Annotated in this window: 19 protein-coding genes; 11 read left to right on the top strand and 8 right to left on the bottom strand. The window is 45.0% G+C overall.

Annotated features, from left to right (window positions below; translation table 11 throughout):
* Positions 1–108: 108 nt before the first annotated feature.
* From L3C95_RS30845 to L3C95_RS30835, 3 genes are all read left to right on the top strand, one after another.
* The gene (locus L3C95_RS30845; RefSeq protein ID WP_236394331.1) at positions 109–855 is read left to right on the top strand and encodes a carbonic anhydrase; all 747 of its coding nucleotides are present in this window, start codon (positions 109–111) and stop codon (positions 853–855) included.
* A 147-nt stretch (positions 856–1,002) separates the two neighbouring features.
* Positions 1,003–1,935, top strand: coding sequence for a GlxA family transcriptional regulator (locus L3C95_RS30840; protein ID WP_236394330.1), 933 nt, complete (start codon positions 1,003–1,005; stop codon positions 1,933–1,935).
* Between the two features lie 65 nt (positions 1,936–2,000).
* Positions 2,001–2,771 (top strand): DJ-1/PfpI family protein, encoded by a 771-nt coding sequence (locus L3C95_RS30835; RefSeq protein WP_236394329.1) that lies wholly within the window; start codon positions 2,001–2,003, stop codon positions 2,769–2,771.
* 69 nt (positions 2,772–2,840) lie between these two features.
* Here the strand turns inward: L3C95_RS30835 and L3C95_RS30830 are convergent, their stop codons facing one another.
* Positions 2,841–3,440 carry a hypothetical protein gene (locus L3C95_RS30830; protein ID WP_236394327.1) on the bottom strand — a complete coding sequence of 200 codons (600 nt, stop codon included), beginning with the start codon at positions 3,438–3,440 and terminating at the stop codon, positions 2,841–2,843.
* A gap of 423 nt (positions 3,441–3,863) precedes the next feature.
* On the opposite strand from L3C95_RS30830, the gene L3C95_RS30825 reads away from it, so the two are divergent.
* On the top strand, positions 3,864–5,234 hold the full coding sequence (locus tag L3C95_RS30825) for a DHA2 family efflux MFS transporter permease subunit (protein ID WP_236394325.1): 1,371 nt from the start codon (positions 3,864–3,866) through the stop codon (positions 5,232–5,234).
* Positions 5,235–5,362: 128 nt separating this feature from the next.
* Here L3C95_RS30825 and L3C95_RS30820 read toward each other — a convergent pair whose 3' ends face one another.
* Complete coding sequence (locus tag L3C95_RS30820) at positions 5,363–6,007, bottom strand: DUF4919 domain-containing protein (RefSeq protein ID WP_236394323.1); 645 nt, start codon at positions 6,005–6,007, stop codon at positions 5,363–5,365.
* A gap of 401 nt (positions 6,008–6,408) precedes the next feature.
* Here L3C95_RS30820 and L3C95_RS30815 point away from each other — a divergent pair, with 401 nt between their 5' ends.
* Entirely contained in the window at positions 6,409–6,954 is a 546-nt protein-coding gene (locus L3C95_RS30815) for a hypothetical protein (RefSeq protein WP_236394321.1), read from the top strand.
* On the opposite strand, the gene L3C95_RS30810 is transcribed toward L3C95_RS30815, so the two are convergent.
* Complete coding sequence (locus L3C95_RS30810) at positions 6,897–7,583, bottom strand: hypothetical protein (RefSeq protein WP_236394320.1); 687 nt, start codon at positions 7,581–7,583, stop codon at positions 6,897–6,899. The two genes, L3C95_RS30815 and L3C95_RS30810, sit on opposite strands and share 58 nt — an antisense overlap.
* 191 nt (positions 7,584–7,774) lie before the next feature.
* Between L3C95_RS30810 and L3C95_RS30805 the strand changes: the two genes are divergently transcribed.
* Positions 7,775–8,230: a MarR family winged helix-turn-helix transcriptional regulator gene (locus L3C95_RS30805; RefSeq protein WP_236394318.1), complete on the top strand. Its 456-nt coding sequence runs from the start codon at positions 7,775–7,777 to the stop codon at positions 8,228–8,230.
* 26 nt (positions 8,231–8,256) lie between these two features.
* Complete coding sequence (gene ppsA, locus L3C95_RS30800) at positions 8,257–10,884, top strand: phosphoenolpyruvate synthase (RefSeq protein WP_236394316.1); 2,628 nt, start codon at positions 8,257–8,259, stop codon at positions 10,882–10,884.
* Positions 10,885–11,057: 173 nt separating this feature from the next.
* Here the strand turns inward: ppsA and L3C95_RS30795 are convergent, their stop codons facing one another.
* A complete protein-coding gene (locus tag L3C95_RS30795) occupies positions 11,058–13,310 on the bottom strand; it encodes an ATP-binding cassette domain-containing protein (RefSeq protein ID WP_236394315.1) in 2,253 nt (750 codons plus the stop codon).
* Positions 13,311–13,641: 331 nt separating this feature from the next.
* Here L3C95_RS30795 and L3C95_RS30790 point away from each other — a divergent pair, with 331 nt between their 5' ends.
* Positions 13,642–15,441, top strand: a complete 1,800-nt coding sequence (locus L3C95_RS30790) for a c-type cytochrome (RefSeq protein WP_236394313.1) — start codon at positions 13,642–13,644, stop codon at positions 15,439–15,441.
* Positions 15,442–15,552: 111 nt separating this feature from the next.
* Here L3C95_RS30790 and L3C95_RS30785 read toward each other — a convergent pair whose 3' ends face one another.
* Together L3C95_RS30785 and L3C95_RS30780 are read right to left on the bottom strand one after the other, a co-directional pair.
* The gene (locus L3C95_RS30785; RefSeq protein WP_236394311.1) at positions 15,553–17,721 is read right to left on the bottom strand and encodes a xanthine dehydrogenase family protein molybdopterin-binding subunit; all 2,169 of its coding nucleotides are present in this window, start codon (positions 17,719–17,721) and stop codon (positions 15,553–15,555) included.
* A 75-nt stretch (positions 17,722–17,796) separates the two neighbouring features.
* Positions 17,797–18,522 carry an AAA family ATPase gene (locus tag L3C95_RS30780; RefSeq protein ID WP_236394309.1) on the bottom strand — a complete coding sequence of 242 codons (726 nt, stop codon included), beginning with the start codon at positions 18,520–18,522 and terminating at the stop codon, positions 17,797–17,799.
* 311 nt (positions 18,523–18,833) lie between these two features.
* Here L3C95_RS30780 and L3C95_RS30775 point away from each other — a divergent pair, with 311 nt between their 5' ends.
* Entirely contained in the window at positions 18,834–20,378 is a 1,545-nt protein-coding gene (locus L3C95_RS30775; RefSeq protein WP_236394307.1) for an IS1182 family transposase, read from the top strand.
* 168 nt (positions 20,379–20,546) lie between these two features.
* On the opposite strand, the gene L3C95_RS30770 is transcribed toward L3C95_RS30775, so the two are convergent.
* Together L3C95_RS30770 and L3C95_RS30765 are read right to left on the bottom strand one after the other, a co-directional pair.
* Positions 20,547–21,563, bottom strand: coding sequence for an endo alpha-1,4 polygalactosaminidase (locus L3C95_RS30770; protein WP_236394305.1), 1,017 nt, complete (start codon positions 21,561–21,563; stop codon positions 20,547–20,549).
* Between the two features lie 333 nt (positions 21,564–21,896).
* A complete protein-coding gene (locus L3C95_RS30765) occupies positions 21,897–22,352 on the bottom strand; it encodes a hypothetical protein (RefSeq protein WP_236394304.1) in 456 nt (151 codons plus the stop codon).
* A gap of 120 nt (positions 22,353–22,472) precedes the next feature.
* On the opposite strand from L3C95_RS30765, the gene L3C95_RS30760 reads away from it, so the two are divergent.
* Both L3C95_RS30760 and L3C95_RS30755 read left to right on the top strand, forming a co-directional pair.
* Positions 22,473–22,697 (top strand): DUF2905 domain-containing protein, encoded by a 225-nt coding sequence (locus L3C95_RS30760; RefSeq protein ID WP_236394302.1) that lies wholly within the window; start codon positions 22,473–22,475, stop codon positions 22,695–22,697.
* 242 nt (positions 22,698–22,939) lie between these two features.
* Positions 22,940–23,887, top strand: a complete 948-nt coding sequence (locus L3C95_RS30755; protein ID WP_236394300.1) for a hypothetical protein — start codon at positions 22,940–22,942, stop codon at positions 23,885–23,887.
* Positions 23,888–23,942: the final 55 nt, after the last annotated feature.

Genomic DNA, 23,942 nt, shown 5'->3' with positions numbered 1-23,942 from the left:
GGTGCCTTTTCATCGACAGTTTTCGCCTGCGGGGCTTCACAGCGGTGAAGCTGGCATGATAGGTAGTATGTTTGTAGCGTAACAATGAAATAAGTTATTATTCAAACCATGAAAGTACTAGCACTTATGCTGTGTACAGGCTTCACCTGCTATGCCGGTGTTGGCTTTGCACAGGAACACCATCTGTCTGTGAGCGAACATGAGGAATTGTATACTATGCCCGCTTCTGATCAGGGCAATCGGCAATCGCCTGTTAATATTGTGTCTTCAGACAGCAAGCACGCCACTATCCATAAAGTGACATTCAATTATCATCCTTCTACTAAAACGATCGTAAACCTTGGTCATGCCATACAGGTTAAGTATGATGACGGTAATACGCTTGGTTATGAGGGGCAAGTGTATGATTTTAAACAGTTCCATTTCCATACGCCATCAGAGCACCTTATCGATGGTATTACTTATCCCATGGAGCTGCACATGGTGCATACGTTGAAGCAGAAAGGTGATCAGGGGCCTGTTTACCTGGTGGTAGGTTTGTTGTTCAAAGAAGGAAAGGCAAACCCGTTCCTGGACAAATTTCTGAATGCCATTCCTGACAGTACGGGCGCAACCAATCATTTGTCAAATGAGTATATAAACATCAATGAACTGCTTGCCCAGGCGGGCGTCCTGCATTATTACCACTATAACGGGTCCTTAACAACGCCTCCTTATACGGAAACGGTGACCTGGCTGCTGGTGAAGCATATTTTTGAAGCTTCACCGGAACAGATAGAAAAATTGAACCGCCTGGAGGGTAACAATGCGCGCCATTTCCAGGAATTGCATGACAGGAAAGTTGACAATAATTAGTTCTTCATCATTTATTTGATGGAAAGCGATTCTTCCGGGGTGAGGCCTATTTAAGTATAGCGCCCACCCCGGATCCAAAATTGCCGGCAGGCAATCCAGGTGCCCCGGGGTAAGCAGAATAGGCGATTCATTGCCTATCTTAGTAGCATGGAAAAGAAACGTGTCGTATTTTTTCTGTTTGACCATGTACATTTGCTGGATCTGGCCGGGGCTGTGACAGTTTTTTACGAAGCGGGTTGTTGCGGACATCCGTATGAATTGCGGTATGTGTCGCCCTATACTGCCCCTGGTACTTCTTCAGGATTAGGGTTTACCCGCGTGGAACCTCTGGATGCTGTCAGCATTCAATCTGACGATATAGTGATAGTTGCCGGGATGGACATTTCGAAGTGGGACCGTACAGATGACAGTGTATGGATCCCCTGGTTACAACATGCTGCTGCGGTGGGCGCCACGGTATGTTCTGTTTGCACCGCCGCATTCGCGCTGGCGGTAGCCGGGCTGCTCGATGGCCGTAGCTGCACTACACATTGGGGCTATACCGCCGCTTTACAGCAACACTTCCCAAAGTTGCAGGTAATTGAAAACAGGTTGTTCGTGAAGAGCGACAACATTTACACGAGCGCAGGTATTTCCACAGGTATAGACCTGGCGCTGTTTCTGGTGGAAGAACAGTATGGCCCCACTTTCGCATATACGGTAGCCAAAGACATGGTGGTATACATTCGTCGCGACGGAGAGGCTTCCCAGCATAGTATTCATCTGCAGCACCGGCAGCATATCAACCACCAGATACATGAAGTACAGGATTACATCACTCATCATCTGCATACGAAACTAACGATCACCGAACTGGCGGCAATGGTATATATGTCGCCGCGGAATCTTACCCGTCTGTTCAAATCCACTACCGGCATTACCATTGGAGATTACATCCGTGATCTACGCGAAGAAAAGGCCACACAACTACTAAAAGATGGCCAGAAGCTGGCATGGGTAGCCAAAGCCTGTGGTATTGGCAGCACCCGGCAACTGAGCCAGCTGGCAAAGAAGGCGGGTGGAACAGCTAAAATGGCCTGATTAGCAGGCCGATTGTCCTTCTTTACACCATGCCGCGTGGTAATTTGCGAGAACAATAATAGTATATGAAACATCTCCTTATGTTATTGTTGTGCATGCCTTTATGGGGAATGGCACAACAAAAAGAACCCGATTATGTTTGTCCACCCTGTGGCCCATGCGACTCGATTGTATATCACAAGCCGGGTATGTGCCCGCATTGCGGTATGACGCTGGTGCTCCGTGATACCGCAAAGGTATCAGCGCAGCAGCCATACAGCATCTGCTTTTACCTGTATGATGGTACTGAGGTGCTTGATTTTGCAGGTCCGCTGGAGGTATTTTCCTATGCCGGGTTTAAGATATTCACGGTAGGTAAAACCAAAGCGCCTGTAACCGTACAGCGCGTATTAAAAGTGAATCCCGACTACAGTATACAAGATGCGCCGCCGGCAGATTTCTTCGCGATATTCGGTGGCGATGATGATGTTGCTGCCAAAGATCCGGAAGTGATCAGTTGGATCAAAAGCCGGGATGCCGGCACGAAAGGTTACTTCTCCGTGTGCACTGGCGCATTTGTATTGGGGCGTGCCGGTTTGCTGGACAATCTTACGGTGACAACTTTCCATAACAGCATCCAGTCATTGCAGAGGGTCGTGCCTTCCGCCAAAGTACTGGCCAATGTACGCTATGTGGATAATGGACGTATCATTACCACTGCAGGTATTTCCGCAGGCATAGATGGTGCGCTGCACCTGGTGGCGAAACTGAGGGGGGAGGCAGAAGCGATGCGTATTGCCAGGCACATGGAATATGACAAGTATGTGCCTGAGCAGGGGTTGGTAGTGAAGCCCTGAGAAGACAGCCCTCGTTAGCAAACAAGGGAATAAAGCCTGCCGCAAGACAATGCAGCAGGCTTTATTAGCTTATTTTATGATACCGGGTAGCTGGTTGTCCACCACTTTCAGGGACAATCTGCTAATTGAATCGTTGAGTGTTACATACTTCTCCCTCAGAAATTCCCTTCTTCTGTGATCCACATTTGACATAGTCAACGAATCGGCGATGGTAGATAGCGAAGTTTTGTATCGGTTAAATCGCTCGCGCTGTGTTGGATTATGCTGGCTCTCGATGTACTTCTGCAGCGTATCGAGATAGCTGTTTTGCCTGGACTGTACCTCAGCGATCGTCTGGCTATCTGTAGCTTTTGATACGCTGTCGGCAAGCAGTTTACTTTTCTGAGAGGTGGTCAGGATGTTCAATGCGGTGTCCTTGCTTTTGATCACAGCTTCCTGGTTGGAAATCAGGTCATTTTTGTAAGAGGTAGACATAAATGTAAATACGCCCACTGTTACGGTCATGATGAAACAAACCAGCATGTAACGATTGATCATTTTAAGAATGGCAGGGTTAACTTTGGGCAGGGTAACCAGGCTGGCAATCAGTTTATAAGCGAGATACATCAGCAAAAAACCAAATCCGGCGATACCAGTGCCTAAAATCTTCACGATGTCTAAAGTGTCCATAGGAATTTGAAATAAGACTCAAATATAGATTATTTGGAATATATTATACCGGTAGGAGTGACAACAGGCGATTTTTGAACGATGCTGGGGCAAAGCATTGATAATCGGGTGATAGGGCTTAGAAAGCCCTGGTCAACAAAAAGAGCTGAGGATCTTGTTCTGGATCGCCATAGATTTTTTTCTCCAACTGAGAACTGTCTTGCAGGTATGCTTCCAAGTCAGCGTTTGTTGCCCGAAGGAGCTTAACGGTCATGCTCATAGGATGGAGTTATAGTCTTTGCATTAAAAAGTAGTATTTTTTTAGATGAATTCAGAAGATACGGCGATGTTAAAGTGCAGAGTAGCAGCGATATGGGGTGTTTGAAATAAGGACCAGGCACGCTATCTTCGCAACAGAAATAGAAATCCCTTCCCTGCAATCCTATGGAACAATTGCCTTCTTTGGTTGAATATGGCTTTCGCCGCGCACTTATAACTCTTATTGCTATTATCTGCGCCTTGCTCTCGGTGATGGATATCTCAATCGCAAACGTCGCTTTTTCAGATATAAGATGGAACCTGGGCGTATCGCCAGATGAGGTAAGCTGGGTGATGACGGCTTATTCTCTTGCTAATATAGTGATAATGCCTTTCAGTAATTGGCTTTCCAGGCGGATTGGCAGGAGAAATTACTTCGCCATCTCAGTTATGCTGTTTACGGTTTGTTCTTTTTTCTGCGGTAATGCTGTTGGTATTCAGGAGTTGGTTACTTTCCGGTTTCTGCAAGGACTTGGCGGAGGTGGTATGCTGGTGCTGTCACATACTATTGTCACCGAAAGCTGGCCGGGCAAAAAACGGGCAACCTCGCAGGCGTTTTTTACTCTCGGTGTACTTGCAGCCGGAGCATTGGCATCACCTTTCGGAGGTTATATAACAAATAATTATTCCTGGCCGTTCATCTTTTTTGTCAACATTCCAGTAGGTGTTATTCTCTGTGTGCTGATATTAACTTGTGTGAGAAACGGATCTTACGAGAAAGGCGAAGATTGGTTAAGTACAATAATGCTGGCAGTTGGAACCTCTTGCCTGTATATTATCATTGCAAGGGGACATCGTGCAGACTGGTTCAGCAGGTTGTTCTTCATCGCATTATTAGTAATTGGCTTAACTGGCATAGCGTTTTTTATTTACATGCAGCTTATATTTAGATCCCGACTGGAAAAGGCAAGTGTATTGCGACGTGTCTCCCTACGTACCGGCCTGATATTGTCTTTTATTACAGCCTTAAGTGTCGCGGCTTCTTCCATTGTGTTTATGTCATTGCTGGGATGGGCAACGCAATTGCCAGCAATACCACTGTGGACGAATATCGGCTCCATTGTTGTCATGCTCGCAGTTACCGCTCTCCTCATAGAGAGAGAAAAAGCATTGAAATATCTGATAGCAACGGGTATGCTGTTTTTTGCCATTTATGCTTATATGCTATACAGGACAGCATTCGCGGATTTAAGCCCTGTATACGTTTTAGGATTACTAGTGATTCGTAACCTGGCCGTGGGGATATTATCCGTGTCGTTAAGTACCTTGACACTTTCAACGCTCGAAGGTAAGCAGGTTGGTCACGGGACAGCGCTTTATAACATTATTAAGCACCTGGGCGGAGCCCTCGGGATTGCACTATTCTCCGCTCGCTTAAACCAGCAAGTAGATCTGACCCGATTGGATTCTGCCTATATTACCATTCTGATTATAGGGATTATTTTCCTGGTATGTATACCGTTTGTACTATATTTCGTGAAAGAAGATGATCATTAATAATTACCCGGTGTGATGCGAGCCAATATATAAAAGCAATCCTTTACTTTCGGCTTATTCGTAGTTTAAAATACACAACAACAAAATCCGGCATTTACCTTTTATGATTTCATTAGTTAATGCATACTCTATTGTTCGAACAACTTCTTTTCCATTTCAAACACTTTGTTCGCCTCAAAGTAGTATGTTTCTGTTTTTCCCTCTGAGGTTTTTACAATCATTTTGTCGCAAGCATTTTTACCGGAGTTACTTATACTTTGGATTTGTAGTTGTGCGCCGATAATATTTAAAATGTAATATTCCTCTTCAATTTGTGTCACATGCCAACCTGTCTCGCAGGTCTTACCGTCACCACTTTTTATAATTGAATATATAAGCCCAAGTTCTATGTTCTGATGCTTCTTTTGATTTGCAGTGTCACCGATCATTCCGTATGCGTGATGCAGGTAACTATGGGCAGACATGCTTGTATAGTCAAGATCCAACAGATCTTTAGTTAATTTGATTACTTCCTGATAGTTGCTATTATTAATTTCTGAACGAACCTTTTGCTTTAACGTATAGTAGTTTGTTCGTTTACGCCCGAATTGCTCACTGTCTAAAAAACTATTTCTAAAATCAGTATAATCAATATTCAAGTCCCCGCCTTCAAGTTGTTTAATGTACTTCGAATATTTGTCCCTGGAACCTGCAGTTTCACTTTTATTATCTTGTCCCCAAGCGGATAGGGGAAAGAGGAGACCAATCAGTAAAAGTTTATTGATGTTAGTCATTATCTGATGTAGATATTTGGTTTATAATATATAAGCACTTGGTGTTATCTGGTGCCCTACAGCTCTGGAGTGTCTTTCTTCGGACATTGGGACGAGATGTCGCTTTACCGCGGAGTATATTGACTGCTGATTAGTTGTTTTGGTTTATTACGCGTGATAGCAATTTATCAATAAAAAGAGAGAAATGCGTTAACCCGTTGTTAATGGCAATTTTTCGTCTCTGTCTTCTCCAAATTACGGGGACAACGGGAAATTGATTTTTTATACTATTGGGATACAAACAACATACAAATGACTAATTTCGTGTCTGAATAGTCTGGACACGAAGTATACATGTGTTTAGCTTAATGTACGGGTAATACCCGCCACACTTGATTTTTTAAACCAACAGATGACCAACAATGACCTGGACAGAATTAAAGCATGAGATTTACTATCGGGATGGTTCTTTGCGGGACATGCTTGTTTTGCGTGCTGACAGGCAAGACTGGAAAAAGTGGATAGACTATGTGAATGAAAATTATCGTGTTAAGTGGTATAATGGTAAAGTTGACAGATATGAAGACAGGATTGACATCGGGATTATTGAAGAATATTGGAATGGCGAGCATGACCTTAGCTCAATTGCAAGTGTGTTCATAGATGAAATTGTAATAAATGCTTATTTAGCTGACGAGTCGGAAATAGAAAACGACATTTGTCCAAAAGAGTTTGATTCGCTTAAAGACCATGAAAAGTTGATGAAATTCATGACAGACCTGGCGCGTATACTTGACAAAGAAGTAATTCTGACACCTGAAAATGAAAAGGAAACGGTGCTCATCAGGATTGAACAAGGGGGCAAAGGATACACTATTGTTAGTGTGAATGCGCTGCGCGGTAGTACCCCCTACACAAACCTCGGCATAAAATCACCCTGTGTACATCCCGGAATAGGTATCAGTTGATCTCCTGTCTGATCCGTATGCGGGTGTTTCGCGAGCTCCTGGTACCAGTTCTTTTTAAACCGCTCTTCTACCGTTGAAGGATCAACAAGTACATGGTAGCCGCCCCTCGTTTCAATGAACTTCACATTCGCTGAATGGCCTACTCTTTCAAATACCCATGGCTTCAGGAATTGCTCATAATCCGATTCTTTATAATCAATATCAAAATCAACAAAACAACTTCTGCTTTTTGACCGCTGTATCTCATTCATCACTTCCTGGTGTGGATTGTGCGTTTTCTTCTGATGCTGTATGCATTTGGCAAGTGTGGTAAGACCACTGAACGTCGCGTCATACATACTACGGGGATTAGGCGTAATGTAGATGGCCAGTGATTCCTGCGGAATAGGAGTGCCTTTATGCGTGTAAGCACCTACGGGACATTCCAGTTGCCATATCTTATAAAACAGATCTTCCTTCCTGCTGGTGAATCTCTTTAGCTGCTGTTTGTCAGATTTAATGGTGTTGCCGTCTGTATACTTGCTTCTTGCCAATAACCCTACATAATAGGTTTCCCCATCTTCAAGATCAGGCAGCCATGCAATAAATTGTCTGAGAATATCTTCGTCTTTTATGATCTGATAGTTCATAGGTGTTGGCGCTAAATACTAATGGAATGCTAATATAATGCTTTTTGTTAAATCAATGTCGCCATTGCTGTGCCTTACACTGACACGGAAGTGCATGCCAGTGAACCGGATAAAAAAAACGACAAATTATTTGGACATTCTACCGAAATAATATTATCTTAGTAACTAAGATGTTTACTAAATAAGATAAAATGAACGCCGATCTGATCAAACGCGTAAGGAAACTGAGCCAGCAACATGCATATACCTCCATTCACATGCATGAAACCATTGCGCGAAAGGCTGGATTTTCTGGAACTGATCATAAGTACCTGGGATTCTTATTGGAAAAAGGACAAATGACAGCCGGCGAGCTGGCTGGTCTGACGGGGCTTACTACTGGCGCCATTACCGGTTTAATAGACAGGTTTGAGAAGAAAAAGCTGGTGAAAAGACGATTTGCTGAAGATGACAGACGGAAGGTTATCATTGAGGCAAACACTGAAAATATAATGGCGTTGTTTGAACCACTGTATCGGGATTTCCGGAAGGAAACAGAAAGCATTATCGCTTCATTTTCGGATAAAGACCTCAAAGTAATTGAAGCTTATTTTTTAAAGGCAATTGAAGTAATGAGTGAAACAACAAATAAGCTCAGCGAGAAGTAATTGCAAAAAAGTAAAATAGCATACATATGACCAATAAGAGTTCCTATGTGTTAGGGTTCCCCGACATTGACAAAACAAAACTCAGGCTTGTTGGTGGAAAAGGTGCGAACCTGGGAGAACTGACCAGGATTAAAGGGATCCACGTGCCCGATGGCTTTTGCATTTCTACTGATGCTTTTAAAAGGATTATTGGCGAAGCGCCATCCATTAACAAATTACTTGATCAGTTATCGCTGTTAAAGACGGAAGACCGTGAGAAGATCCGTCAACTCAGCACAGAGATCCGCAGGAGTATCGAAGAGATAACCATTCCTCCCGATATTCATAAAGAGATCATTCAAAGGCTCGTCGCGTCCGGTGAGAAAGATGCCTATGCAGTAAGATCAAGTGCAACTGCAGAAGATTTACCGACAGCCTCTTTTGCTGGTCAGCAGGATACCTATCTGAACATTATCGGCGCAGCGGCAATCATAAAACATGTCAGTAAATGCTGGGCATCACTATATACTGAGCGGGCAGTAATCTACCGTCTTCAAAATGGCTTCGATCACCGTAAAGTTCAACTGTCTGTGGTGGTTCAGAAGATGATCTTCCCGCAGGCCGCCGGCATCTTGTTTACTGCTGATCCCCTCACTGCTAACAGGAAAGTTCTATCCATTGATGCCAGCTTCGGATTGGGAGAGTCCCTGGTTTCCGGCCTGGTTAATGCCGATAGTTATAAGGTAGCTAATGGTACGGTCATTGATAAGAAGATATCCACTAAAAAGTTAGGTATTTATGCCTCAAAGGACGGTGGTACGAGAGAAGAGGAGATTGCATTTGACGACCAGAATAAGCAGGTATTGACAGACGATCAGATCCTGCAGCTCGCGCAAACAGGCAGGAAGATCGAAGCTCATTTCGGCCATCCGCAGGACATAGAATGGTGCCTGGACAATGACTCATTTTACATCGTCCAGAGCCGGCCAATCACCACTTTGTACCCGATTCCCGAAGCGCCTGATCACGAAAATCACCTCTATGTATCTGTCGGCCACCAGCAAATGATGACGGACCCCATAAAGCCATTAGGAATATCCTTTTTCCAGTTAGCTGCTGGCCGGCCTATGTATACAGCGGGAGGGAGATTGTTTGTAGATATAGCGCCCGACCTTGCATCACCTGCCAGAAGGGAAATTATGGTAAATGTGTTGGGCAAATCTGATCCGCTCATCAGGGATGCACTGACAACTATCCTGGAGCGGGGCGATTTTATAAAATTGCTTTCTGACGAAGGTCAGCAAATGAATTCTGGTAAAAGCAATGGAGGCCCACCACCCACAGATTTTTTAACACTGAAGGACTACGATCCGGCAATCGTTGCCGATCTGATAAAGCGCAGAGAGGCTATCATACACGAGTTGAAGCGCAACATCGAGGGTAGATCAGGGTTAGATCGGATCGATTTTATCCTGGAAGATATGCAGCGTGTAAGAGATTCACCAGACAGAGAAAGTTTTGGTGTAATTATGACGGCGATGAATGCGGCATCATGGATCAATGAAAAAATGAAAGAGTGGTTAGGTGAAAAGAATGTAGCTGATACGCTCTCTCAGTCTGTGTCAAACAATATCACTTCCGAAATGGGACTGGCGCTGTTGGATGTTGCAGATGTAATCCGCCCTTATCCGGAGATCATTAACTATTTACAAGATGTAAAGGATGACGACTTTTTGGATGAACTGCCTAAGTTCAACGGTGGAGAGGAGGTGCGGAACGCTATCAACGGATACCTAAACAAATATGGCATGCGATGCAGTGGGGAAATCGATATTACCAGGACGCGCTGGAGCGAGAAACCGGCTACACTTATTCCCATGATCCTCAGTAACATAAGGAACATGAAACCTGGCGCCAGCAGCCGGAAGTTTAAGCAGGGATTACAGGAGGCGCAGAGGAAAGAACAGGATCTGTTAGGGCGATTGGCGCAGTTACCGGATGGCGAACAAAAAGTCGCTGAGACGAAACGAATGATCGGTTTGATCCGGAATTTCACCGGTTATCGTGAGTATCCAAAATACAATCTGATCAATCGTTATTTCATTTACCGGCAAGCATTACTGAAAGAAGCCGAAGATCTGGTACAAGCCAATATTCTTCATGAAAAAGAAGACGTTTATTTTCTCTCTCTGGAAGAACTTCGGGAAGTCGTACATGCCGGTAAACTGGATTATCAGATTATCAGTGAGCGGAAGGAAGCATATAAATTATATGAAAAGCTTACGCCGCCACGCGTTATGACATCTGATGGTGAGATCATCAGGGGTGAGTACAAATGGGAAAATCTTCCGGCCGGAGCTATTGTAGGACTGCCTGTATCTTCCGGATTGGTAGAGGGAAGAGCGCGTGTCATCTTAAACATGGAAGATGCTAACCTGGAAGAGGGAGATATATTAGTCACCGCCTTCACAGATCCCAGCTGGACGCCATTGTTTGTATCCATAAAAGGGCTGGTCACCGAAGTCGGCGGACTGATGACCCATGGAGCCGTTATTGCACGTGAATACGGTTTACCGGCTGTTGTTGGAGTAGGCAATGCTACCAAGCTGATAAAAGATGGACAACGGATCCGCGTACATGGAACGGAAGGGTATATTGAGATTTTACCTGCGTAAAAAAAGCCTGATCATTTACCAATAACAAACAAAGGCATTAGAACTGATTAAACAACTACCTGACCGCCATCAGGTACCCAATGAAAGGGGCTGCATCATTTTTTGATACAGCCCTTCATTGTTTTTATCAGATCAACATTAATAAAATGTTCCGCTTTGCTTGAAGAAAACGTTTAGCTTAAAGCCCGTTTTAAATAATAACCGGTGTGTGAACTGCCATGATTGCACAATTCTTTCGGCGTTCCTTCAAAAATCACCTTGCCTCCGTTATGGCCACCTTCTGGTCCCATATCTATGATCCAGTCAGCATTTTTTATGACATCCAGATTATGCTCGATCACAATTACCGTATTACCACCGTCTACCAGGCGGTCCATCAAAGAGATCAGGCGGCCTGTGTCAGACATGTGCAGTCCTGTAGTTGGTTCATCCATAACATAGATGCTGCCTTTTTTATGTAGTTCACTGGCCAGCTTGATACGCTGGCATTCCCCGCCTGAGAGCGTACTTAATGGCTGTCCCAGTGTCAGGTATTCCAGGCCTACTTCCATCAATGTCTGGAGTTTCTTCGAGATTTCTTTTATAGTGAAGAATTCGCTGGCCTCTTTAACAGTCATCTCCAGTATCTGGGAAATGTTTTTGCCATCTAATTTATACGCAAGCACTTCCTCTTTATACCTTTTCCCCTCACATATCTCACAAGGTGTTTTTACACCTTCTAAAAATGCGAGATCCGTGTAGATAACACCTGTACCCTGACAATTCTCACAGGCACCTTTTGAGTTGAAAGAGAAAAGTGCTGCATTTACATTATTGGCAGTAGCAAATGCTTTTCTTATCAGGTCCATCACTCCGGTATAAGTAGCAGGATTAGACCTTGAAGAAGTGCCCACAGCCGACTGATCCACTACAATTGCCTCCGGGTGCTTTGACAGAAAAGCATGATGTATCAGGGAACTTTTGCCTGAGCCGGCTACGCCGGTAACTACGGTCAATATTCCTATGGGAATATTAACAGATACATTTTGCAAGTTATTATTAGATGCCTGATGAATAGCCAGCTGTCCTTTAGCCTTCCGGTATTGCTCTTTGATAGCAAATGTATGGTTCATGTACTTTCCGGTAAGTGTGTCCGATTTGAGTAGGCCCGCCAGATTGCCTTCATACATAATATTCCCGCCTTTTGCGCCTGCCATTGGCCCCACGTCTACTATGTGATCTGCAATTCTGATAACATCCGGATCATGCTCTACTACTATCACCGTATTTCCCTTATCTCTCAGCTTGGTAAGCAGTGAATTAAGCCTGTACACATCCCTGGGATGTAATCCCACACTAGGTTCATCAAAAATATACAAGACATCGATCAGGCTGCTGCCAAGATGTTTCACCATCTTTACCCGCTGCGATTCTCCGCCGGACAGTGTATCTGTGGCCCTGTCAAGGCTCAGATATCCTAATCCCATATCGACCAGGTGTTGCAGACGTTCTGTAAGCGTTTCTACCATTGGCTGCGCTACCGGGTCGCTGATCTTCTGCAGGAAGGGAATTAAATCTTCAGCTTCCATGGCTGACAATGATGCAATGTTATGGCCGTTTATTTTACAACTTAACACCTCCTGGTTTAGCCGGGCGCCTTTGCATAAAGGACATGGGCCATAGTGCAGATAAGCAGACACCATTTTCTGCGTACGTTCTGATAATGTTTTAAGGTCCCGTTTAATATAGGAACGGTTGAATTTTTCGATAATGCCCATGAAGGTGGCGTTCATCGTACCATTACCTATTTGCAGCTTAAACTTGGTAGGAGGACTGTAAAGCAGCAGATTCATTTCCTCTGGTGTATAATCGCGCAGCTTCTTATCGACATCAAAATAACCAGTGTTAGCATACATGTCTTTTTCCCAGCTGGCGAAACCAGGCACCTGTAAGGCGCCTTCCTTTAAAGACTTATCAGGATCATAGAATTTCGTTCCGTCAAATCCCAGCTTCTGTCCCAATCCGTTACATTCCGGACACATACCCTGTGGGTCATTAAAGGAAAATACATTTGAATATCCTACAAAAGGTTGTCCTATTCTTGAGAACAACAGCCGTAGTACCGGTGATATGTCAGTTACAGTGCCCATTGTAGAATGGGAGCCACCTCCCAGCCGCTTCTGATCAACGATAATGGCCATGCTCAGTTTTTCTATAGCATCAGCATTCGGCTGTGGATAACGAGGCAGCAGGTTCCGGATAAACATACTAAAGTTCTCATACAATTGCCTTTGTGCTTCATTGGCAATGGTGTCAAAAACAATAGAAGATTTTCCTGAACCAGATACGCCGGTAAAGATGTTAATCTTTCTCTTGGGCAAACGAACATCCACATTTTTCAAATTATTTTCCCGTGCGCCGCGTATTTCGATGTATTCCTGGGTCATAGCGTTAAATTGGGTTTTATTAAAAAATGGAGTGCAGGTACTCCGGATAAGCCGGTAAAATTATTATTTAAAATCTGATCAAACAGGGTTAATATATTCGATCTTTTCATGTTCCGATAAGAAATATATTTTGACTTGCATGCTATCGCTGCCCTTTTACACATCTTCCTGATAATTTTAGTCCTGGTTACATCAGCTATCCGCCGGTGGGCCAGGAGCTGTAATACGCCGCTCACTAATTAATTTGATATTCATATTAAAGCAGACAGATTCCGTATATTAGTATAAATGAGGGTTCCCTTTTTTGATTTTATATCAAAACGTAAAGATCATGCGCAAGTCCTCCTTTCCTTTCCTGGTATACCGTCCTCACTTCATTAAATGGTGTTTTCTAGCTTGTATCGCTATCAATGTATTTCAATGTAAAAGTAAGCCGCCGGCAGTACTGCCACCGGGAGATCCGGACAATGGCGGATTAATACTGCCCGGGAATTTCGAAGCGGTAGTAGTGGCAGACAGCATTGGCCGGGGCAGGCATATCGCAGTAAATGATAATGGCGACATCTACGTAAAGCTTGTCTATAACGATATCATGAAAGGGGGAGGAGGAACGGTGGGCCTCCGGGATGCTGACAATGATGGGAAGGCTGATGTCATTGCCTATTTCGGTGACTATAAAGATGAAGGAGGACTACCCGTTGGGATGGTGATCCATAAGGGCTACCTGTACACCTCTACGCTCCGCGAGGTGTTCAGGAATAAATTAAAAGAGGGGCAACTTATTCCAGACAGCAAAAGGGAGATCATCCTTACTGATGAAGATGAGCATGTTGAGCGGCATTGGCATACGGCCAAACCCATGGCATTTGATAACCGGGGTAATATGTATGTGCCATTCGGTGCGCCAACAGATGCTGCACAGGATGTTGCAAAAGCGGGGCCGGGGGGAATGCCAGGTGGTAAAGGCCTTGACCCTGCTCCTGATCTTGAATGGCATGGAGGGATATGGCGTTTTGATGCCGACAAAGAAGGACAGACACAGAAAGATGGCTATAAATACGCTACCGGCATCCGGAGTGTATTGGGTATTGTATGGAACCAGGACGATGATTGCCTGTATGCAGTTATGAATGGGATAGATAATTTTCATACCCGGTACCCTGATGTGTTCACCTCATGGCAGGCAGCAGTATTGCCATCAGAGCCCCTCCTGAAGGTGACGGAAGGATCGGACTTCGGATGGCCTTATGCCTACTTCGATCACATGCTGGGTAAGAACATGCTGCAGCCGGGATATGGCGGCGATGGTAAGATCATTGGGAGAGCGGCTAAGTTTGATGTGCCGGTCATGGGTTTCCCGGGCCATTGGGCGCCTATGGAGCTGTTGTTCTACAGGGGCAGTCAGTTTCCTGAGCGTTACAGGAAAGGTGTTTTCATTGCCTTTCACGGCTCAACGGACCGGTCCCCTTATCCCCAGGCGGGGTACATCGTATGTTTCGCTCCTTTTGAAAACGGGAAGCCTACCGGTAAATGGGAAGTGTTTGCAGATGGTTTTACCGGCGTGGATACTGTGGTAAATACAAGCGATGCCTTGTACCGTCCAATGGGCCTTGCTGAGGGGCCAGACGGCTCGCTGTATATTTCAGAATCCAATAAAGGTAAGATATGGCGGGTGATGTATAAAGGAGACAAAGCACGGTTTGGCGAAGCACAACTGGTAGCGATGGAAGCCCGTAAGTCGCGTTCTTACATAAAGACGCCCGACGAAGTAAAGGATAACCTCGGCAGGGGAGGAGAGATGCATGGCAATATGCTTTATAATACCTATTGCACCAGTTGTCATCAGCGTGACGGTAAAGGGGATAATAACCGCTATCCGCCGCTGGCGGGTTCTGAATTTGTAAGCGGCAACCGGGAACAATTGATCAGAATAGTGTTGTACGGCCTGCAGGGAGAGATCAAAGTGAACGGCAAGACGTACAATGGTGTGATGCCTGCACACGGCGATTTCCTGGATGATTATGCGGTGGCCTCAATACTCACTTATGTCAACAAGCGCTTTAATCAGAAGGACAGCGCTTTTACCTACGAAGAGATCAAAAAGGTACGTGCTGCCGGTCCGATGAAATAGCCGTCGTTGCTGTTTTTTCAGGATCGCGGCCGTTGCTTCGATAGCCTCCCTGAATACTTGCTTACCTGCGCCAGTGTACTCGTGGGTGGCTTTTGGGTGTTGATAAACGAGTTAGCGTAACAGCTTTTCCGGCAGTATAGGCAGGTCCCGCACGCGGATGCCCGTGGCATAGTAGACGGCATTGGCGATGGCTGCTCCTGCAGGACCCTGTACAGCTTCGCCGGCGCCGAGTGGTTCCTCATCAGGACGATCTATCAGTGCCACCTCCACTACAGGTACCTGTCCAAAAGGCAGTACCGGATAACTGATCCAGTCTTTACTGGTGATCCGGGTATCATACTTTACCTGCTCCCGCAGTGTCCAGCTGGCGGCCTGCACCAGGCCTCCTTCCGTCTGGTTCCGGATGCCGTCGGGATTAATGATCTCACCCGCATCTATCACTGCCCACATCTGCAGTATTTTCACTACCCCGTCTTTTACCTGTACCTGCGCAGCAACAGCCGCATAGGCAGCAGTGTTCTTATAACGGGCAAACGCGATGCCGATCCCGCTGCCATTGCCCCCGGGAGCTGAGGGCACTATCTCTTTCAGTTTTTCCACTACTGCAACAGCGCGCTTATCTTCCAGGTGCATGAGCCGGAACTCATACGGATCCTTCTTCGCTGCTACCGCCAATTCTTCCATGAAAGACTCGATCGCGAAAATGTTACCGAAGGCGCCCAGGCTGCGAAGCGCAGACACACGCAATGGGCCTTTGAAGGAATGCGACTTTACATCGAGGTTCGGAAAGTTATAATAAGGTGCTGAGTTCCTGTATGCACCACCACTGTATCCGTCGCCTGGCCGGGGGAATGGCTTTTCAATGTACCATGAAGGTAAGAGATTTGATGCCTTGCCACCGGGTCTGGTGCTGTGCGTATCTGACCATAAGGCGTATCGCCAATGGCTGATCTTTCCATTGGAGCTCAATATAGCTGCTGCTTCCATCAGCATGGCGCTGCCGTAGGGTTCCCAGCCGTGTTCTTCCTGTCTTGACCATTGCAGGCGTATATGTTTTCCGGGCAATTGTATAGCCAGCAGCGCAGCTTCTGCAGCTACATCATCAGCGCCGTTATGACCATAACAGCCAGCCCCGGGTACACCTTTGACATGAATACGTTCTGCCGGTAGCTGCAGCAGCTCTTTGAGCGATTCCCTCAGCGGATATACACCCTGGCTATGGGTCCAGATATGCAATTGGTTATCCTGATATAGCGCCACTGCGCAGGAGGGACCTGTAGCCCCATGCATGATATACGGTTTGAAATAGCTTGCCCGCACCGTAGCTGTACCTGAGAGCTGCTCTCCTTTTTGATCTACGGTCTGCGACTGAACAGGTAATTGTTTCAGATAAGCGGCGAGTTCTTTCCCGCCCTCCAACGGTTTTGCCTGCGACCATTTTGTATTTTCTGACAGTATCTTCTGGGCCTGTATGGCTGGGTATTCGCCGTTGGCAATAACAGCCAGGAAACTGCCATTAACGACTACTTTTTGCAGTCCTGGTACCCGTGCTTTTACCGGCTGCTCATTGAAGCTTTCCAGTCTGGCTTCATAAACAGGAGGGCGTACTATGCGTGCATGTAACATACCCGGGAAGCGCAGGTCATGTACAAAAAGGGGACCACCACTGAGCATAGCAGCAAGGTCTTGCCGGTGAACCGGCTTTCCAGAGATACGATAATCTTTTTTCGCTTTCAATGGTACCGGCATCCTGATCTCACCGCTTAGCTTTTTTCCATCCAGCACTTCGGCAAACGTAAGCGCACGATTTTGGTTCTTTGCAGAGATCTTACCGTCTGCCATTTCCAGTTCTTGCGCCTGTACGCCTAGGCGGGTAGCAGCCAGCTGCAGCAGTTGTTGCCTTGCAGCTGCGGCGGCATAACGCACAGACATAGCACTGGTTTCAATGGAAGCGCTGCCGGCAGTGTATGACTCATTAGGCGTTACGCCGGTCTCTGCCAGGGAAACGCTCACTTTATCAAGGTCAAGGTCCAGCTCTTCTGCTGCTACCTGGGCAATAGCAATACCAAGACCTTGTCCCAGCTCTATTTTGCCGGTAAATACACGTACGCTGCCATTGGCCAGTACCTCAAGCCAGGCGTCTATGTTTGGATATCTTTTAAGAGAACCGGGTAACTCCTGCAGTGGTAAGGCGGAACCTGCAATGTAAGGAGCGCTGAAGGAGAACCCTATTGTCAGGCAGCCGGCTGTTTTCAGGAAATCTCTTCTGGACTGATCCATAGTGAATGGGTTTTGATAGCCACATTCAATATAAAGAATAAGTGGGTAATGGCAAGGCGGAATATTTCTCCAGGATCAATTTGATGTACTGAGCTCCTGTCTCGCCTCCAGTTCCGCTATTAATCTGGTTTTGATACTCGTAAATGAATAATCTCTTGCTTCAGCAAATGATATATTGTATCTGCGTTCTATGTCCTGCATGTGTATTGGAAAACGGGACAATAATTTATCATAATACCCATCGAGTATTTCAGTCGCCGGTAGTTCAAACTCAATCCTCAGCTGAAAGCGTCGTAACAGCGCGGTGTCGATAATTTCAGCATGGTTAGTGGCGCATAACAGCAGGGCCTTTTCCGGATAATAATCTATCAGTTGTATGAGTGTATTTACCAGCCTTCGCATTTCGCCCACGTCTTTATCGTCATTTCCTCTTGCTTTTCCTATCTGGTCAAATTCATCCAGGAACAGCACCGCATTTTCCCTGCCTGCTTTGTCAAACACCTGCTTAATATGCTGTGATGTTTCACCGATACGTGAACTAACTATATTGCTTAGGTTAAGTATCAGTATGTTCCTGCCCAGGGCTTGCGCAATGGCTTTGGCAGTCATTGTTTTACCACAGCCGGAACTGCCGTGAAGCAGTATTTTATTGTCTGCCGGTAGCCCGTAACGGTGTAATTCCTCTATATAGGTGTGCTCTTTGATGAGCTGTACAATTTTCTGCCTGTTGGTTTCTTCAAGAAATACATCATTGAATGATACCTGCTCTTTGTCGTTAATCAGAAGATCAAATATGTTCATTAGTCTAGCAAAATAACCTGTTATATATTAAGCCGTTTTATTGTCCCTAATAGGATCGCGTTCCTATAAAGCAGGCAAAAGTAGGCAATATGTGGCTGATCTGAATAGGCCATTTTTAAGAAATGTGGTAGTCCGATAAAAATACAGGTATTGAAAAGAGAGAGAATAGTGATCTGCCGAGAGGGGAGATGCAACAAAAAAAGATGGGGCTGTCTCAAAAGTAATTGGGACAGGCCCTTTTTTTATGGAGTTTTTTCTAATAAAAGGCGCCTTTTTGTTAACCAAATGATGCTTATTGTGTTATAGGGAGTATGGCAAGAGGCAAAACATTATCAGTTGTATTTAAAAGCAATCACCAACATCAGGGGATGCTATTACCACCAGATCTAAATGATCTGATTCCAGCCAATCATCCAGTCAGAACCGTGAATGAGATTCTGGATAAGGTGGATATTACAACGCTACTGCAACAGTACAAGCCAGGAGGGACAAGTAGCTACCATCCTCGAATGTTATTAAAGGTCCTGGTTTATTCCTACATTAATAATATATATAGTAGTCGTAAAATAGAAGATGCCGTTAATCAGCATATACATTATATGTGGTTAAGTGGAATGAGCACCCCTGACCATAATACTATTAACCGCTTCCGCGGCAAGCGTCTTCAGAAAACGTTACAACCTATTTTCACCCAGGTAGTATTGCTACTATGCGAGGAAGGACTTCTAAGTCTTAAAGAACTTTATACAGACGGGACCAAAATAGAGGCGAACGCCAATCGATATAGCTTTGTATGGGGAAATGCCATTAAGAGGAACCGGGAGAAGATAAAGGAGCAGTTAAATGAGCTATGGCAGTATGCCCAGTCGGTAGCTGCAGCAGAGATGGATGATACAGATCCTTCTGGTTTTGATAAAATCGATAAAGAGAAAGTGACTGCAACCATCGATAAAATAAATGAAGCATTGAAGGATAAGCCCGTCAGTAAGGAAGTGAAGCAGAAGCTGAATTATGCGCGTAAACACTGGCCGGCGGCACTTGACAAGTATGAGCAGCAGGAAGCCCGGATAGGCGATGGCCGAAGCAGCATGAGCAAAACGGATCCAGATGCGACGTTCATGCGGCTCAAAGAAGATCATATGAAAAATGGTCAACTGAAACCATCCTATAATGTTCAAGTAAGCACCAATAATCAATACATCGTAAACTACAGCCTCCACCAACAGAGTACAGACACTAACACATTGATTACTCACCTTGAACAACACATCAAGACTTACAAAGCTAAACCAGCTAATATCACAGCAGACGCTGGTTATGGCAGCGAACAAAACTATCAATGGCTTGAATCCAAACGGATCACGGCTTACGTAAAACATAACCAGTTTGACAGACAGCAACGCAAGCGTAACAAAGAGAAGAAACCATATTCAGCCGATAAATTAGCATACGACCAAAACAAAGATCAATATGAATGCCCTAAAGGCAAACCGATGCATAATGTGGGAACTCACACCAAGGCAACAAAAACAGGTTATCTGCAAACAATTACCAAATATGAAACTGAAAGCTGTAAATATTGCCGGCTAAGGGATCAATGTCATAAGGCAAAAGGCAATAGGGTGATCGAAATCAATCACAACTTAATACGTCTAAAATCTCGGGTAGATAAGCGATTAAAAACAAAGCGAGGCATAGCCAAACGCAAACAACGGTGTTGTGATGTGGAATCCGTGTTTGGGAACATCAAACATAATCACCACTTTAGGAGATTTATGCTCCGTGGAATCGAAAAAGTGGAAATAGAAACTGGTTTATTAGCTCTGGCGCACAATCTTAGGAAGAAGATCGCCTAAAACCCTAAAATCGACATCCAAAGTATCACTTTGATACTAAAAATATCCTTCGAATACATAATATACCATATTGGCTGGTATAGCGATATAAAATTGAAAAAGGGGCGTCTCAAAACTTTTGAGACAGCCCCATCTTTTCTATATCATGTTTGTAATGGATAATGCGTCTTAGTTGCCCTCGAAATATTCGAACCCGTCGATAATGTCGAGATAAGCACCATCAAAGTGACTGTTTATCAGCTTTTTCGTGTAAGACGAGTCATTACCGAAAATAACTTTTTTCCAGTCAGTGTTCCAGTACTGCACCTTGTAGTTGCCCGGCCAGTCAGGATTTACGGCTACGATAAATGGCGGGTTACCTACTTTCCAGGTACTCTGCCAGTAGTAACGGTAATCTTCTGCCTCGCCGATGGACATATAACAGATCACCAGGCGTTTACCACCATTTGCTTTTGTTTTCAGCTGATCAATCTCTGCTGCAGTAAACGCGGTACCATTCAGGAACAGGTCCATCAGGATCACATCGTAGTTCTTTGTCTTTACAGAGTCAATGAACTGTTTTTTGCTGGAGAATTTCTCCGGGTTGATCAGGTACAGGAAATTCTTTGCCTGTGACAGACTGGTAATGTTGTTGCTGTTCACGCCATAAGGCTGGGCTGGGTAAGCAGGGATGTTAAACAGTTCTCTCTGGTCAGCGGCAAATGAAATATAGCCGTTGGTGTTGTTGGAGCTGTAAGACTTATCCATGTTCGTCTTACCTGAACAATAATCCGTTACCATTACCTTTTTGGTGGTTTTGATCCGGTTGAGGAATTCCCGTATATACAGGTTATCTTCGGAAGGAGTCGGTACGTTGTCATCGTCATAACCGAAGAATAAGTCTTCCTGCCCTACGCCGTCAATGGCGTTGACATAAGCCTGTGCAAGGGTACCGTCGGATTCTCCGTTGGTGGTGATCAGTTCTATTCCGTTCTGCGGAATAATGGCAAACGCCGGGTTCTGCGCCTTCGCATATTGGCTGATGCCGATTACAAAGTTGCGCATTTCCTGCCTGTAGTCAGTTGCAGCGGCAGCCTGCTTTTCTTGTTCCTGTTCTGTTGATGGATTGGCGTTTTCGGTTTTGGAGCATGATAACATGCTCAACACCACGGGCAATGCAAACAGTACGTTGTTTCTGGTTTTCATTAGCATACAATATGGTATAATCAGGATAAACGAAACATCCATCGTGTTTATTTTGTGTAGGGGATGCCTCGCATTTTCACGGCGAAGGTATTAATTGGAAAGATATAAATGTCGGCAATACGTTTTAAAAATACCTGCAAGCGTAGATGTCGGTTGATAAGGTGCTGAATCATAATTCAAGTTATCCTGAAAATAGTGAGGTGACACATCTGCGAGATACGGATTTCTATGAGGGAATATTGCGTTTAGACGCAGGGGTATTTAAAATATGTTATGTGGGAGGTGAACGCTTGTAGTCTTTAAAATTGTGCTGTATGTAGCAACGGAATATTTTTACTTTGTTGATTCTATTTCGCGTATTCTATCCCCTGTTTTAATTCTACTCGTTTGATCTTTAGCGTTTCGAAAGAACAATGTGTCACTACCATACATACCGGATATGGACTTTATGGTTAGGATATCTTTATTCAGTTTTAGTATTTGAAATTCTCCAATTACTCGTGCGCCGGCCAGCTGAAAGATCGTATCACCTCGTAAAGCCCACCGGCTGTAAGAGATCAAAACATCACCATAGTCCGCCTCTACGCGCATACCATCGCGGTAGTGGTATGCAGCCAGGTCTCCTTTTGTATCGAGACGCCAGGACTCCCCCTTTGCAGCATCCCAATATTTTACATGCCCATTTGTAAGCAGCGTTATAGGATCGGCGCCCGACTGCCAGCTTATGCAAAAGAAAGCAAACAAAGGGCTAATAGCCCACATTTGTAAGTATCGGGTTTTTAATTTCATAGTTGGGGATTTATGTTTGAATGCGTAAGATAGAGATTGTTTCTGTAAAGTTGCTGGAAATTGGCGGTGCTGAAGGCGAGAGAGTACATCTGAGAGCGGAAAAAAGCATAAATTCGGGATATGGAACGTATTGGCAAAACCATAGTGCTCATTGGCGTTATTATACTTGTCGTCGGGTTAATCGTATGGTTCCTGGGCGATAAGCTGCGTTTCCTGGGACATCTCCCCGGAGATATCAAAATTGAGCGCGAGAATTACCGGATATATATTCCTGTCACAACAATGATCCTGGTGAGTGTGGTGCTGACATTGATCTTGTGGGTCATACAGCGGTTTGTGAGGTGATTGTGCACACGAGCCACCCACATTGCCTCCGATATGAGAAATCATACTCATTTTAAATAAATACGAACAGACAAACTTCCCATAGAACAACCTTTTGCCAACTTCGCTGTTATCTAACCTGGAACGCTTCGCGCCCGAATGACCATTAATATGCTTGTTTAATACCCTAAGTACTGTCTGGTAGTGAATAAAATTACATACCACATTCATTATTCATCATTCATCACACTTAAACCCACATTATGAAAAGGATTGTATTAATAGGCAACAAATCCTGGGAAGTTGAACCTATCTTAAATGCGCTGCTGAATGTGAGGATGCGTCCTCAGGAACTCAAAGACCCTACACTGCTGAACTATCCATGGACGTTTGCACAAGGCACTGCAAAGCCACGCGCCGTATGGGATTCATATGAGCAAATCACCATAGAGCTGTGGTGTGTGCAGGACATTATGGACCCTAAATGGAATCCCTCCAGCTCGCAAGGTAAACATGAATCTCTGCCGAAGATATTGCAATATCGTCCTGAGAAACCAGACCTGGTAGTGGCGTTAGGTACTGCAGCATTGGGCCTCAATGGCGGTAACAACAACGGTTGTGTCGTATTTGGTAGCAATATCTTCATTCACAACTACCATCCAAATGGAGAAAATCCGCAAAGTCAGTGGGATGATCCGGCGGACTTCGAAAAAGTGCTTAACTCTGCTGTCAACGCAAATATTTTCAACCGCCTGGATGACGCAACCATCAAGTTAATTGAGCAACGGTTGCTGAAGCCTTACCTGAATCCTTCGGACAATATCGGTGTGATGTCTGATAAAGATTACATTGGGGTGAGCGTGGTAAACATTACCAACTACGCTGATTACGAGTATTCCGATGAGAGTGGGCTGAAGGCGCTCGCGGATACCGGTAACAAGCTGCCGGTAGGCTCGGTAGAAACAACTCATGGTGTTATACGCCTGATGTGTGATGCGCCGTTCCTTTTTATCTCGGGTATAACCGACAGGGTAGGGTACTTTGCTGATGATGTGGATGGAACAGATGGAAACGGTAACATAAAAACGGAAGCGCAGAATTTTACTGCCGCGTTTAATATCGGCGTTTGCTTAAGTCATCTGATTCCGAAAATGGCGGTATTTGTAGCCCCTCCATTGACGAAGACATCAAAAGTAACAGAAGAAGCATAAAAAGAAAAACCGGGGCGAGTAGCCCCGGTTTCAGCTCCCTGAGCGGATCAGGAAT

It is taken from the genome of Chitinophaga filiformis (assembly GCF_021646545.1).
Classification (GTDB): Bacteria; Bacteroidota; Bacteroidia; order Chitinophagales; family Chitinophagaceae; genus Chitinophaga; species Chitinophaga filiformis_A.
This window is presented reverse-complemented; position numbering and strand designations above follow the sequence as displayed.

What these genes read in the sequence shown, in the direction of transcription:
- L3C95_RS30845 (WP_236394331.1), top strand. Translation starts at nt 109, where the DNA reads ATGAAAGTACTAGCACTTATGCTGTGTACAGGCTTCACCTGCTATGCC.
- L3C95_RS30840 (WP_236394330.1), top strand. Translation starts at nt 1,003, where the DNA reads ATGGAAAAGAAACGTGTCGTATTTTTTCTGTTTGACCATGTACATTTG.
- L3C95_RS30835 (WP_236394329.1), top strand. Translation starts at nt 2,001, where the DNA reads ATGAAACATCTCCTTATGTTATTGTTGTGCATGCCTTTATGGGGAATG.
- L3C95_RS30830 (WP_236394327.1), bottom strand. Translation starts at nt 3,440, where the DNA reads ATGGACACTTTAGACATCGTGAAGATTTTAGGCACTGGTATCGCCGGA.
- L3C95_RS30825 (WP_236394325.1), top strand. Translation starts at nt 3,864, where the DNA reads ATGGAACAATTGCCTTCTTTGGTTGAATATGGCTTTCGCCGCGCACTT.
- L3C95_RS30820 (WP_236394323.1), bottom strand. Translation starts at nt 6,007, where the DNA reads ATGACTAACATCAATAAACTTTTACTGATTGGTCTCCTCTTTCCCCTA.
- L3C95_RS30815 (WP_236394321.1), top strand. Translation starts at nt 6,409, where the DNA reads ATGACCTGGACAGAATTAAAGCATGAGATTTACTATCGGGATGGTTCT.
- L3C95_RS30810 (WP_236394320.1), bottom strand. Translation starts at nt 7,583, where the DNA reads ATGAACTATCAGATCATAAAAGACGAAGATATTCTCAGACAATTTATT.
- L3C95_RS30805 (WP_236394318.1), top strand. Translation starts at nt 7,775, where the DNA reads ATGAACGCCGATCTGATCAAACGCGTAAGGAAACTGAGCCAGCAACAT.
- ppsA (WP_236394316.1), top strand. Translation starts at nt 8,257, where the DNA reads ATGACCAATAAGAGTTCCTATGTGTTAGGGTTCCCCGACATTGACAAA.
- L3C95_RS30795 (WP_236394315.1), bottom strand. Translation starts at nt 13,310, where the DNA reads ATGACCCAGGAATACATCGAAATACGCGGCGCACGGGAAAATAATTTG.
- L3C95_RS30790 (WP_236394313.1), top strand. Translation starts at nt 13,642, where the DNA reads ATGCGCAAGTCCTCCTTTCCTTTCCTGGTATACCGTCCTCACTTCATT.
- L3C95_RS30785 (WP_236394311.1), bottom strand. Translation starts at nt 17,721, where the DNA reads ATGGATCAGTCCAGAAGAGATTTCCTGAAAACAGCCGGCTGCCTGACA.
- L3C95_RS30780 (WP_236394309.1), bottom strand. Translation starts at nt 18,522, where the DNA reads ATGAACATATTTGATCTTCTGATTAACGACAAAGAGCAGGTATCATTC.
- L3C95_RS30775 (WP_236394307.1), top strand. Translation starts at nt 18,834, where the DNA reads ATGGCAAGAGGCAAAACATTATCAGTTGTATTTAAAAGCAATCACCAA.
- L3C95_RS30770 (WP_236394305.1), bottom strand. Translation starts at nt 21,563, where the DNA reads ATGAAAACCAGAAACAACGTACTGTTTGCATTGCCCGTGGTGTTGAGC.
- L3C95_RS30765 (WP_236394304.1), bottom strand. Translation starts at nt 22,352, where the DNA reads ATGAAATTAAAAACCCGATACTTACAAATGTGGGCTATTAGCCCTTTG.
- L3C95_RS30760 (WP_236394302.1), top strand. Translation starts at nt 22,473, where the DNA reads ATGGAACGTATTGGCAAAACCATAGTGCTCATTGGCGTTATTATACTT.
- L3C95_RS30755 (WP_236394300.1), top strand. Translation starts at nt 22,940, where the DNA reads ATGAAAAGGATTGTATTAATAGGCAACAAATCCTGGGAAGTTGAACCT.